Source organism: Streptomyces sp. SID11385 (assembly GCF_010548245.1).
GTDB lineage: Bacteria > Actinomycetota > Actinomycetes > Streptomycetales > Streptomycetaceae > Streptomyces.
Genome location: NZ_JAAGLR010000430.1, coordinates 15,157 through 27,029, shown reverse-complemented (window position 1 = coordinate 27,029; position 11,873 = coordinate 15,157). Strand labels below are relative to the sequence as shown.

The 11,873-nt window shown below is 72.8% G+C and carries 9 protein-coding genes; 7 read left to right on the top strand and 2 right to left on the bottom strand.

Translation table 11 applies throughout. From position 1 onward, the window contains the following. The coding region (locus G3I42_RS13195) for an ATP-binding SpoIIE family protein phosphatase (RefSeq protein WP_239096423.1) at positions 1 to 1,840 on the top strand (1,840 nt) is incomplete at its 5' end. Between the two features lie 110 nt (positions 1,841 to 1,950). On the opposite strand, the gene G3I42_RS13190 is transcribed toward G3I42_RS13195, so the two are convergent. Next, complete coding sequence (locus G3I42_RS13190) at positions 1,951 to 4,248, bottom strand: transglycosylase domain-containing protein (protein ID WP_164285608.1); 2,298 nt, start codon at positions 4,246 to 4,248, stop codon at positions 1,951 to 1,953. A 358-nt stretch (positions 4,249 to 4,606) separates the two neighbouring features. Here G3I42_RS13190 and G3I42_RS13185 point away from each other — a divergent pair, with 358 nt between their 5' ends. From G3I42_RS13185 to G3I42_RS13160, 6 genes are all read left to right on the top strand, one after another. Further along, on the top strand, positions 4,607 to 5,563 hold the full coding sequence (locus G3I42_RS13185; protein ID WP_164285606.1) for an SPFH domain-containing protein: 957 nt from the start codon (positions 4,607 to 4,609) through the stop codon (positions 5,561 to 5,563). Positions 5,564 to 5,610: 47 nt separating this feature from the next. Continuing rightward, entirely contained in the window at positions 5,611 to 5,898 is a 288-nt protein-coding gene (locus G3I42_RS13180) for a hypothetical protein (RefSeq protein WP_164285604.1), read from the top strand. 97 nt (positions 5,899 to 5,995) lie between these two features. Then, a complete protein-coding gene (locus G3I42_RS13175) occupies positions 5,996 to 6,520 on the top strand; it encodes a PadR family transcriptional regulator (RefSeq protein WP_164285602.1) in 525 nt (174 codons plus the stop codon). Beyond that, on the top strand, positions 6,517 to 7,203 hold the full coding sequence (locus G3I42_RS13170; RefSeq protein ID WP_164285600.1) for an ABC transporter ATP-binding protein: 687 nt from the start codon (positions 6,517 to 6,519) through the stop codon (positions 7,201 to 7,203). Before G3I42_RS13175 ends, G3I42_RS13170 begins: the two co-directional genes overlap by 4 nt. Next, positions 7,200 to 9,656, top strand: a complete 2,457-nt coding sequence (locus G3I42_RS13165; protein WP_164285598.1) for an FtsX-like permease family protein — start codon at positions 7,200 to 7,202, stop codon at positions 9,654 to 9,656. Before G3I42_RS13170 ends, G3I42_RS13165 begins: the two co-directional genes overlap by 4 nt. A gap of 157 nt (positions 9,657 to 9,813) precedes the next feature. Next, on the top strand, positions 9,814 to 10,800 hold the full coding sequence (locus G3I42_RS13160) for an SPFH domain-containing protein (RefSeq protein ID WP_164285596.1): 987 nt from the start codon (positions 9,814 to 9,816) through the stop codon (positions 10,798 to 10,800). A gap of 37 nt (positions 10,801 to 10,837) precedes the next feature. Here G3I42_RS13160 and G3I42_RS13155 read toward each other — a convergent pair whose 3' ends face one another. Beyond that, positions 10,838 to 11,806, bottom strand: a complete 969-nt coding sequence (locus G3I42_RS13155) for a LysR substrate-binding domain-containing protein (RefSeq protein ID WP_164285594.1) — start codon at positions 11,804 to 11,806, stop codon at positions 10,838 to 10,840. Between the last annotated feature and the right edge of the window lie 67 nt (positions 11,807 to 11,873).

Sequence of the window (11,873 nt, the reverse complement as noted above, 5' to 3'; positions counted from 1 at the left end):
CGACGCCGCCGAGCCCGTCCGGCCGCGCACGGACGCCGGGCCCGCGCCCGCCGGAGGCACCTCGACGCCGCGCGCCTTCAACGAGGAGCTCTCCGAGCACCCGAGCGAACAGGAGCGCGAGCGGGCCGAGGGCGAGCGGCTGCGTTTCGTCGGTGCGGCGACGCGCCGGATCGCGCGCGGCATCGACCTCGACGAGATCGTCATGGGCCTGTGCCGGGCGAGCGTGCCGGTCTTCGCCGACGCGATCCTCGTCTACCTCCGCGACCCGCTCCCGGTCGGCGAGGAGCGCCCGAGCGGGCCGCTCGTGCTGCGGCTGCGCCGCACCGACCGCATCCCCGACCCGGGCATGCTCACCGGGCAGTACACGCTCTCGGGAGCGCTCCTCCCGGCGACGCCGCTGCCGGACGGCTCGGTGCGCGGGGCGCAGACGTGCGAGGTCGAGCCGGACGGCGCGCTCGCCGAGGTGCTGCGCGGGGTCAGGCCGCGCTTCGGCGGCTCGGAGGGGGCGCGGGCCGCGCTCCCCGAACTGCTGGGCGCCGACGCCGTACCGCCGCTCGACGGGGTGGACGGGCAGCGTGCGATCCTCGCCCCGCTGCGCGGGCGCCGCCGGGTGATCGGCGCGGCCGTCTTCCTGCGCGCCCCCGAGCGCGTGCCCTTCGCGCCCGACGACCTGCTCGTCGCCGCGCAGCTCGCGACCCACTCCGCGCTCGGCGTCGACAAGGCGGTGCTGTACGGGCGCGAGGCGTACATCGCGGACAAGTTGCAGCGCATGATGCTCCCCGAGACGCTGCCGCGCGCGACGGGCGTGCGGCTCGCGAGCCGGTACCTGCCGGCCGCCGAGACGGCGCGGGTCGGCGGCGACTGGTACGACGCGATCCCGCTGCCGGGTTCGCGCGTGGCGCTCGTCGTGGGCGACGTCATGGGCCACTCGATGACCTCGGCGGCGATCATGGGCCAGTTGCGGACCACCGCGCAGACCCTCGCCGGGCTCGACCTGCCGCCGACCGAGGTCCTGCACCACCTCGACGAGCAGGCGCAGCGGCTCGGCAGCGACCGCATGGCGACGTGCGTGTACGTCGTCTACGACCCCGTCTCGCACCGCATCACGGTCGCCAACGCGGGCCACCCGCCGCCCCTCCTGCTCCACATGGACGGGCGCGCCGAGGTGCTCAGCGTGCCGCCGGGGGCGCCGATCGGGGTGGGCGGCGTGGACTTCGAGTCCGTCGAGCTGGACGCGCCCTCGGGGGCGACGCTGCTGCTCTACACGGACGGGCTCGTGGAATCGCGGCTGCGGGACGTGTGGACGGGCATCGAGCAGCTCACCGACAAACTCGCCGAGACCGCGCGGCTCACGGGCGCCGACCACGCGCCGCCGCTGGAGGCGCTGTGCGACTCGGTGCTCGACGTGCTCGGGCCGAGCGACCGCGACGACGACATCGCGCTGCTCGCCGCGCGCTTCCAGGGGATCGCGCCGGAGGACGTCGCCTTCTGGTTCCTCGACGCGGAGCCGCGCGCCGTCTCGCGCGCCCGGCGCCTCGCGCGGGAGGCGCTGGAGCGGTGGGGCCTGGAACGGCACATCGACACGGTGCAGCTCCTGGTGAGCGAGGTCGTGACGAACGCGATCCGGTATGCGACGCGCCCCGTCACGCTGCGGCTGCTGCGCACGGACGTGCTGCGGGTGGAGGTCGGCGACGATGTGCCGCAGCTCCCCCGGGTGCGCAACGCGCGCACGACGGACGAGGGCGGGCGCGGCCTGTTCCTGGTGAAGCGGCTCGCGCGCAAGTGGGACGCGACGCGGCTGGGGAACGGGAAGGTCGTGTGGTTCGAGCTGGACGCGTAGGGGCCTGCGGCAGGACGCGCGCCTCCGGCCGCCGGGCGGACGCGTAAGGCCTGGGTACGCCGGTGCCCCCGGCCACGGCTTGGTTCCGTGGCCGGGGGCACCTTTCGCCGTCAGAAGCCGTTGCCGTCCCCGCCGGGGTCCTGCCCGCCCTGGCCGGGCAGGGGCGGGAAGGAGGGTCCGCCCTCGCCCGGGTCGCCGGGGTCGGGGCTGTTCGTCGGGAGGCCGCCGTCGCCCATGTCCGTGGGGTCGGGGTCCGGGGTCGTCGGGTCGGGGTCCGGGGACTCGGTGGTCGGGTCCGGGGTGGGTTCCTCGGGGGCCGACGTGGACGGGGACGGGGTGTCCGAGGGGGTCGGCGTGTCCGAGGGGGTGGGGTCGGCGGTCGGGGTGGTGGCCGCGCCCATGTCGGTGTCGAGGTCGAACTTCTCGGGGGCGCCCACGACCGCGAAGGTGTAGTCGGCCCAGATCTGCGCGGGGAAGCCACCGCCGTTGACCCGGCCGCCGCCCGCCGCGCCGCTCAGCGTGACCTGCGCCCCCTTCTTGTACTTCGTGCCGTCCGCCGTCGTCCCGTCCTTGCCCGCCTCGCCGAAGACGCCGACGGAGGTGACGAGGTCCGGGGTGAAGCCGGTGAACCAGGCCGACTTGTTGTCGTCGGAGGTCCCGGTCTTGCCCGCGACCGGCTGGCTGCTGTTGCGGACCGCGCTGCCCGTGCCGTCGTCGACGACGCCGGTGAGGACCGAGGTGACCGAGTCGGCGGTCTGGCGGCTGACGACCTGGTCGCCGATCGCGCTCGGCAGCTTCACGTCCGCGCCGCCGTACGTGACGGACTTGAGGATCTGCGGGGTGACCTTGCGCCCGTGGTGGTCGAGCGTCGCGTAGACGCCGGCCATCTGGAGCGGGCTCGCGCCCATCGAGCCGAGGGTCTGCGCGGGCACGGCCTGTTCGTTCTCGACGTCCATGCCGAGCTTGCCGGCGGTCTTCATGACCTCGTCCATGCCGACGTCGACGCCCATCTGCGCGAAGACGGAGTTCACGGACTTGTTCATCGCGGTCTGGACGCTGATCGGCCCGTAGTCGACGCCGTCCTCGTTGGGCGGGTCGAAGGCGATGTCGCTGCCCTTGACGGGGCGCTTGCTCGTGCCGTCGTAGATCGTGGACGCGGTGATGGGCTTGCCGTCCTGCGTCGTCGCGCCGTTCTCCAGGGCGGCGGTCAGGATGAGCGGCTTGAAGGTGGAGGCGACCTGGTAGTCGGTGCGGGTCGCGTTGTCCGTGTAGTGGTCGGGCCAGCCCTTGCCGCCGTACAGGGCGAGGACCTTGCCGTTCTTCGGGTCGACGGAGGCGGCGCCGGCCTGCACGTTCGCGTCGACGGTGCGGTTCTTGGGGTCGAGCTTGGAGGTCAGGCGGTTCTTGACCGCCTTCTCCAGCCGGGCCTGCTTCTTCGGGTCGATGTTGAGCGTGACGGTGTAGCCGCCCGCGTCGACCTTGGCCTTCGCGTCGTCGAGCGAGAGGTCGTCGTTCTTGGCGACGGTGCGTATCAGCTCGTTGCGGGCCGCCGTCTGGAGGTAGCCCTTCTGCCCGGTGAGCCCGGCGTCGCGCTGTTCCTTGTGCGGGACGGGGAAGGCGAGCTTGGCGCGCTCCCCGGCGCCGAGCCAGTGCTGGCCGACCATGTTGTCGAGCACGTAGTTCCAGCGCTTCTTGACGAGGGTCTTGCCGCCCGGCGTCGCGACGGACCAGTCGTACTGGCTCGGGGCCTGGAGGAGGGCGGCGAGGTAGGCGCCCTGGGCGACGTTCAGCTGGTCGGCGTCGATGCCGTAGTACGCTTGGGCCGCGGCCTGGATGCCGTAGGCGCCCCGGCCGTAGTAGCTCGTGTTGATGTACCCGGCGAGGATGTCGTCCTTCGAGTACTTCTGATCGACCTTGAGCGAGATGACCAGTTCCTTGAGCTTGCGGCTCACGGTCTGGTCGGCGGTGAGGTAGTAGTTCTTCACGTACTGCTGGGTGATCGTCGAGCCGCCCTGCTTGCCCTTGCCGGTCACGGTGTTGAGCAGGCCGCGCGCGGTGCCCTTGAGGTCGACGCCCTTGTCCTTGTAGAAGCTCTTGTTCTCGGCGGCGACGAAGGTGTGCTGGACGTCCTTCGGGACGCGGTCGAGGCCGACGATCTCGCGGTTGCGCTCGCCGGTGCGGGCGAGGACGGTGCCGTCCTTGAACTTGTAGACGTTGGCCTGCTGGGTCGCGTCGGGGTTGCCCTGGGGCACGTCGACGTACAGGTAGAGGCCGACGAAGCCGGCTATCCCGAGCAGGCACAGGCCGAAGAAGGTGCCGAGCAGCTTCTTCCACGTGAACAGGCGGCGCACACGCCCGCGCGAGTCGCCGCCCCCGCGACGTGCCCGCCTCTCGTCCGCTCGCCCCATGTCGACGGCCGCTCCTTCTCAGTGGTGTGCGTCGCGTTCCACGGCGGCTCGCTCCGTCGCGCGCACCGTGGCTCGATCAGCTTTGAAAGCTAACACCGCGCTCTTGGACAAACGGCTCCCGATCCTGTCTTTTCCGGACGTGACAATCAGCACCGTCCTGTACTGAAACCGACTCCGCGGAGGTGTCGATGGTTGCCATCCCGGGTAATCTGATATCACTTTGAGAGCGCGGTCGCGGCGGTACGGGAGCCTCCCGGCCCCCCGCGCGCGGACGCGCCGCCCCAGGTCAGGGGCGGTGTGTCCCAGCGGTCACAACCGTCGCCGCCGCCCCATCCGCGACAGAACGGGGGAACCACCCATGTCCACCCACCCCACACCCGAGACCCCGCGCGGGGACGAGCTCGCGGCCGGTCAGCTCACCGAGATGCCGAAGCCGCGCGTGACGGAGTTCACCGCGAAGAGCATCGGCGGCGGGCTCGCCCTGCTCCTCGGGCTGCTCGGCCTCGTGATCGGCATCGGGCTCGTCGCGAGCGCGACCGCCGTCGGCTCGACGGGCGCCAAGGCGGCGCTCATCGTCCTCGGCATCCTCCTCGCGATCGCCTCGATCTTCGCCATGGCGGGGCTCAACATGGTCGCCCCCGGCGAGGCCCGCGTGGTCCAGCTCTTCGGCCGCTACCGGGGCACGATCCGCACCGACGGCCTGCGCTGGGTCAACCCGCTCACGAGCCGCACGAAGATCTCCACGCGCGTGCGCAACCACGAGACGGCCGTCCTCAAGGTCAACGACGCCTACGGCAACCCGATCGAGCTGGCGGCCGTCGTCGTGTGGCGCGTGGAGGACACCGCGCAGGCGAGCTTCGAGGTCGACGACTTCCTGGAGTTCGTCGCGACGCAGACCGAGGCGGCCGTGCGGCACATCGCCATCGAGTACCCCTACGACGCCCACGAGGACGAGGGCCTCTCGCTGCGCGGGAACGCCGAGGAGATCACCGAGAAGCTCGCGCTCGAACTGCACGCGCGCGTCGAGGCGGCGGGTGTCGAGATCGTCGAGTCCCGCTTCACGCACCTCGCGTACGCCCCCGAGATCGCCTCCGCGATGCTCCAGCGCCAGCAGGCGGGCGCGGTCGTGGACGCGCGCAGGCTCATCGTCGAGGGCGCGGTCGGCATGGTCGAGCAGGCCCTCGCCCGCATCCAGCAGGAGGACATCGTGGAGCTGGACGAGGAGCGCAAGGCGGCGATGGTGAGCAATCTGCTCGTCGTCCTGTGCGGGGACCGGGCGACCCAGCCGGTCGTGAACGCGGGCACCCTCTACTGACGAGCACACCCCGACGGCACGGGCGAGGGGCGAGGGACGAGGCGGAGATGAACGACAGCGCGGCGGACGAAGGCTCCGCCTCCGGCGAGCCGGGGCGTACGCGGCGGGCGGCGCGCCCGGCCCGTAAGCAGGTGCTCCTGCGCCTCGACCCGAAGGTCCACGACGCCCTCGCCCGCTGGGCGGCCGACGAGCTGCGCAGCAGCAACGCGCAGATCGAGTACCTGCTGCGCCGCGCCCTCGCCGAGGCGGGCCGGCTGCCGTCCTCGGCGGCCCCGATCCCCCGCCGGGGACGGCCGCCTGGGCGCGCGGACGGAGCGCCGGAAGCGCGCGACTGAGCCGTAGACGCAGGTCACGGGCCGGGCCCCGGGGGGTCCGGCCCCCTTTCCGGACAGCTATACACCCGGCGTATACCCCCCGTGTATAGTCCTCGCCATGTCCATCGGTCACACACTCCTCGGCCTCCTCGAAACGGGGCCACGCCACGGGTACGACCTCAAGCGCGCCTTCGACGAGAAGTTCGGGCACGACAAGCCGCTGCACTACGGCCAGGTCTACTCGACCATGTCCCGCCTCCTGAAGAACGGCCTCGTCGAGGTCGACGGGATAGAGGCCGGCGAGGGCCCCGAGCGCAAGCGGTATGCGATCACGGACGCCGGGGTCACCGACGTCGCCCAGTGGCTCGCGACGCCCGAGAAGCCCGAGCCGTACCTCCAGTCGACGCTGTACACGAAGGTCGTCCTCGCGCTGCTCACCAAGCGGGACGCGCACGACGTCATGGACGTGCAGCGCGCCGAGCACCTGCGCCTGATGCGCTCGCTCACCGAACGCAAGCGCAAGGGCGACTTCGCGGACCAGCTCATCTGCGACCACGCCCTTTTCCACCTCGAAGCCGATCTGCGCTGGCTGGAACTGGCGACCGCCAGGCTCGGCAAGCTCGCCAAGGAAGTGAACGCATGATCCCCTCGGGCTCCCTGCTCTCCGCCGAGGGACTGCGCAAGTCCTACGGCCCCACGACCGCGCTCGACGGAGCCGAGTTCTCCATCCACGCGGGCGAGGTCGTCGCCGTCATGGGCCCGTCCGGCTCCGGCAAGTCCACGCTGCTGCACTGCCTCGCCGGGATCGTCCCGCCGGACGCGGGCACGATCCACTACGGCGGCACCGAGCTGAGCGCGCTCCCCGAGAGCCGCCGCAGCGCCCTGCGCCGCAGCGACTTCGGCTTCGTCTTCCAGTTCGGCCAGCTCGTGCCCGAGCTGAGCTGCGTCGAGAACGTCGCGCTGCCGCTGCGCCTCAACGGCGTCAAGCGCAAGGAGGCCGAGAAGGCCGCGTACGCCTGGATGGAGCGCCTGGAGGTCGAGGACCTGGCGGCGAAGCGGCCCGGGGAGGTCTCCGGCGGGCAGGGGCAGCGCGTCGCCGTCGCCCGCTCGCTCGTCACCGGACCGCGCGTCGTCTTCGCCGACGAGCCGACCGGGGCGCTCGACTCGCTCAACGGCGAGCGCGTCATGGAACTGCTCACCGAGGCCGCGCGCGTGACCAACGCCGCCGTCGTCCTCGTCACGCACGAGGCCCGCGTCGCCGCGTACTCGGACCGCGAGGTCGTCGTACGGGACGGCCGCTCCCGGGACATGGAGCGGCTCGTATGACCAGCCCCCTCACCCTCGACCGGCACGCGGACGCCGCTCCCCCGCCCCCGCCCGAGCCCACCGCCACCGGCCGCCTCGCCACGTGGGCGCGCGACCTGCTGCTCGGCGTGCGCTTCGCCGTCTCGGGCGGCCGCGAGGGCTGGACGCGCACGGCGCTCACCGCCGTCGGCATCGGCCTCGGCGTCCTTCTCCTCTTCCTCGCCTCCTCGGTGCCGACCTTCCTCCAGCAGCAGGACGAGCGGCTCGACGCCCGGCGCCCCACGAAGCTCTCGGCCACCGCGGCGAAGGAGTCGCCGCGCGCCTTCCTCGTCTCGGACGGCTCCAGCGAGTACCAGGACGTCACGATCGGCGGCTTCCTCGTCGCCCCGCAGGGCAAGGAGGCGAGCCCCCCGCCGGGGCTCGGCCGCCTCCCGGAGGCGGGCGAGATGTTCGTCTCGCCCGCCCTGCACGACCGGCTCCACGGCTCGGGCGACGCCGTCCTGAAGGCCCGCTTCGCCCGGTACAAGGAAGTCGGGACGATCGGCGACGCCGGACTCGACGAGCCGCGCGAGCTGTACTTCTACGGCAACCCCGGCGACCTCGCGACGAAGCCGCACAGCGACCTCCAGCACGCGAACGGCTGGGGCAAGCGCCTCAACCTGCACGACAAGATGGACCCGTTGCTCGTCGCGATCATCGTCATGATCTGCGTCGTGCTGCTCATCCCCGTCGTGCTCTTCATCGGCACCGCCGTGCGCTTCGGCGGCGAGCGGCGCGACCGCAGGCTCGCGGCCCTGCGCCTCGTCGGCTCGGACGCGGCGGGCACGCGCCGGATCGCGGCCGGTGAAGCGCTCGCCGCCGCCGTGCTCGGCATCGTGCTCGGCGTGGTGTTCCTCCTGGTGGGACGGGAATTCGCCCCGTACGTGAGCGTCGTCGGCACCAGCGCCTTCCCCGGCGACCTCACCCCGGTGCCCTGGCTCGGTCTGCTCGTCGTGCTCGCGGTGCCCGTGTGCGCCGTCGCGGTGACGCTCTTCTCGCTGCGCGCGGTGAGCATCGAGCCGCTCGGCGTCTTCCGGCAGTCCGCGCCGCGCAGGCGCAGGGTGTGGTGGCGGCTCGTCATCACGCTCCTCGGGCTCGCGCTGCTCCTCTCCGACGAGCGGCTGCGCGAGACGCCTGCCGAGCGCGAGGCGCAGAGCGTCGACCCGTTCCGGCTCGCGGGGGGCGCCTCGCTCGCCCTCATCGGGCTCGCGACCCTGCTGCCCTGGCTCGTGGAGTTCGTCGTACGGCGGCTGCGCGGTGGCTCGGTGCCCTGGCAGCTCGCCGTGCGCAGGCTCCAGCTCAGCGGCGGTACGGCGGCCCGCGCGGTCGGCGGGATCACGGTGGCCGTGGCGGGCGCGGTCGCCCTCCAGATGATGGTCGGTTCGGTCGGCGACGACTTCCAGCGGATGACCGGGCAGGACCCGACCCGGGCGACCCTCGGCGTGTCCAGCAGCATCACCGACTGGAAGCTCGCCGAGCAGTTCCGCGCGGCGGCCGTGAAGGCGCCCGGGGTGGACCGGGTGACGGCGGAGGTCACCGGGTACGCGAAGACGCCCGGCCCCAAGCGCAAGGTCGACAAGGACGGCGAGCCGCTCACCGTGTGGATCACCGTCGGCGACTGCGCGACGCTGCGCGAGAAGGCGAAGCTGCCCACGTGCGCGGACGGGGACGTCTTCCGGGCCCGCCAGACCGCCCACGAGGAGTGGGAGAAGGACATCAACACGCAGACGTGGCAGGTGGCCCGCGCGGGGCAGGAGATCGATGTCGCCCCGGACACGAAGCACGGGCAGCTGTGGCGCGTCCCGCGCGACGTCAGGGACGTGAAGGGCATCCGCACCCCCGAGGGCGACGAGGGCTCCGGGCTCCTCGTCACGCCGGGCGCCATCGACGCGAGCATCCTCGGCAAGGGCGGCGGCTCGACCAGCCTGCGGGTCAAGGTCGACAAGGACGACGCGCAGGCGATCGACCGGGCGCGCAACGCGGTCATGGCCGTCGACCCGAGCGTGCGGATGTGGGCGTACACCAGCTCGCACCGCGACTCCACGTACGCGAGCGTGCGGCACGGCCTCGCGGGCGGCGCGATCCTCACGACGCTCCTGATCGGCGCCTCGCTGCTCGTCTCGCTCCTGGAGCAACTGCGCGAGCGCAAGCGGCTGCTCGCGGCGCTCGCGGCCTTCGGCACGCGGCGCTCCTCGCTCGCCTGGTCGCTGCTGTGGCAGACGGCGATCCCGGTCGTGCTCGGGCTGTGCGTCGCGACGGCGGGCGGGCTCGCGCTCGGCTGGACGCTGGTGCGGCTCATCAACAAGCACGTCGTCGACTGGTTCGTCTTCCTGCCGCTCGTCGCGGCGGGCGCGGGCACGATGCTCCTCGTGACGCTCCTGACGCTCCCGGCGCTGCACCGCACGATGCGGGCGGCGGGGCTGCGCACGGAGTAGGCGGGCCTCTCCGCCGGGCCCCGGTCCCGGCGTCCCTTCTCCGGCACGCCTTTTCGGTGGGACTGTTCCGGTACGTGGCCGTTCGCGCCCGTACCGGAACAGTCCTACCGTGGGACGTGCGGGCACATCCATGTCTCGTGCCCTGGGGTTGGTACTCATGACCGGACTCGTCATCGCCATCGTCCTGGTGGCGCTTCTCGTGGTGATCCTGCTGGGGCTGAGCGTGCGCAACGTGCAGCAGTACCAGCGCGGGGTCGTCTTCCGCTTCGGCCGCCTGCTGCCGCGCATCAGACAGCCCGGGCTGCGTCTCATCCGGCCCGTCGGCGACCACATGGAGCGGGTCTCCATCCAGACCGAGGTGCTGGGCGTCTCGCCGCAGGGCGCCATCACCAACGACAACGTGACCGTGACGGTCGACGCGGTGGTGTACTTCCGCGTCATCGACCCGGTCAAGGCGCTCGTCAACGTGAGCGACTATCCCTCGGCGGTCTCGCAGATCGCGCAGACCTCCCTGCGTTCCGTCATCGGCCGTGCCGATCTCGACACGCTGCTCTCGGACCGCGACCGCATCAACGCCGAACTGCGCACCGTGATGGACGCGCCGACCGAGGACCCCTGGGGGGTGCGGGTCGAGCGCGTCGAGATCAAGGACATCGCGCTGCCGCAGGACATGATGCGGTCCATGTCGAAGCAGGCCGAGGCGGAGCGCGAGCGGCGCGCGCGGGTCATCGCGGCGGACGGCGAGGCCCAGGCGGCCCGCAAGCTCACCTCGGCGGCGAGCACGATGGCCGACACGCCGGGCGCCCTTCAGCTCCGGCTGCTGCAGACGGTGGTGGACGTGGCGGCCGAGAAGAACAGCACCCTCGTGATGCCGTTCCCCGTGGAGCTGCTGCGCTTCTTCCAGCGGGGCGCGGACAAGGCGGGCGTGCCCTCCTCGGGCGGCGAGTCCGTGCCGCTGGACGCGGGGCCCTCGCGGGAGGCGTCGTCGTCGCGTACGGAGCGCAGCCGCACCCGTACCGCCCGTGCCGTCCACGCGGCCCCCGCCCTCGACGGCAGCATGGCCGATCAGCAGGCGGCGGCCCGCACCCGGGCCGAGCGCAGGCGCCTGGAGCGCGAGGTGTGGCCCGAAATCCCCGTGCGCTGAGGTGCCGCCCCCGGTGCGGTACGGGCCGCGGGGAACGTCACCCGCCGCCCACCACCCGCACCGGCAACCCGGAGAAGGCCCCCCGCAGCACCTCCCCCAGTTCCTCCACCTGCTCCCCCCTGGCGGAGCCGTCGCGCATCACCAGCCCGATCCGCCGGCACGGCGCCGGCTCCGCGAACGCCCCCGTCTCCAAGCGCCCGTTGCGCCCCGTCTCCAGGGCGACGGCGGTCCTCGGCAACAGGGTCACCCCGAGGCCGCCCGCCACGAGCTGCACGAGCGTCGAGAGCCCCGCGGCGGTCGTCGTGACGGCCCTCGCCTCGCCGCGCCCCGCGTCCCGGCACACGTCGAGCGCCTGGTCGCGCAGGCAGTGCCCCTCCGCGAGCAGCAGGAGCGGCAGTTCGCTGAGCACGTCGCGCGGCAGCCCCTCCCGCCCGCCGAGCCGGTGCCCGAGCGGCGTGACGAGGGCGAAGTCCTCGTCGAAGAGGGGGATCTCGGTGAAGCCGGGCGTCGAGAGCGGCAGGGCGAGGAGCAGCAGATCGAGTCGCCCGGTGGCCAGGCCCTCGCTGAGCGTGGCGGTCTGCTCCTCGTGCACTTCGAGCGCGAGGTCGGGGTAGCGGCGCGCGCACACGTCGAGGACGGTGGGCAGCAGGTACGGGGCGACGGTCGGGATCACCCCGAGCCGCAGCGTCCCCGTGAACGGCGCCCGCAGCGTCTCGGCCTCCTCCAGGAGCCCCGCGACCTCGGCGAGGACGCCCCTGGCCCGTACCGCGAGCCGTTCCCCGGCGGGCGAGAGCAGCACCTTGCGCGTGGTCCGCTCGACGAGCGTGACCCCGAGTGCTTCCTCCAGCGCGGAGACCGCCCCGGACAGGGCGGGCTGGCTCATGCCGAGCACGGCGGCGGCCTGCCGGAAGTGCAGGTGCTCGGCGACGGCGGCGAAGGCGCGGAGCTGGGCGAGGGTGGGCTGCCGCGCGCGGCCGTCGGCGGCGAGGACATGTTCCGTACTCACGAGGTGGAGATCCGTACTGCTGGCGTGGGCGATTGATCGGCTCTCCCGATCACTGCGCTCCGATCCT

Excerpts from the sequence above, each read along its gene's own strand:
- G3I42_RS13175 (WP_164285602.1), top strand. The coding sequence starts at position 5,996 with ATGTCCATCGGTCACACACTCCTCGGCCTCCTCGAAACGGGGCCACGC.
- G3I42_RS13160 (WP_164285596.1), top strand. The coding sequence starts at position 9,814 with ATGACCGGACTCGTCATCGCCATCGTCCTGGTGGCGCTTCTCGTGGTG.
- G3I42_RS13190 (WP_164285608.1), bottom strand. The coding sequence starts at position 4,248 with ATGGGGCGAGCGGACGAGAGGCGGGCACGTCGCGGGGGCGGCGACTCG.
- G3I42_RS13170 (WP_164285600.1), top strand. The coding sequence starts at position 6,517 with ATGATCCCCTCGGGCTCCCTGCTCTCCGCCGAGGGACTGCGCAAGTCC.
- G3I42_RS13165 (WP_164285598.1), top strand. The coding sequence starts at position 7,200 with ATGACCAGCCCCCTCACCCTCGACCGGCACGCGGACGCCGCTCCCCCG.
- G3I42_RS13180 (WP_164285604.1), top strand. The coding sequence starts at position 5,611 with ATGAACGACAGCGCGGCGGACGAAGGCTCCGCCTCCGGCGAGCCGGGG.
- G3I42_RS13185 (WP_164285606.1), top strand. The coding sequence starts at position 4,607 with ATGTCCACCCACCCCACACCCGAGACCCCGCGCGGGGACGAGCTCGCG.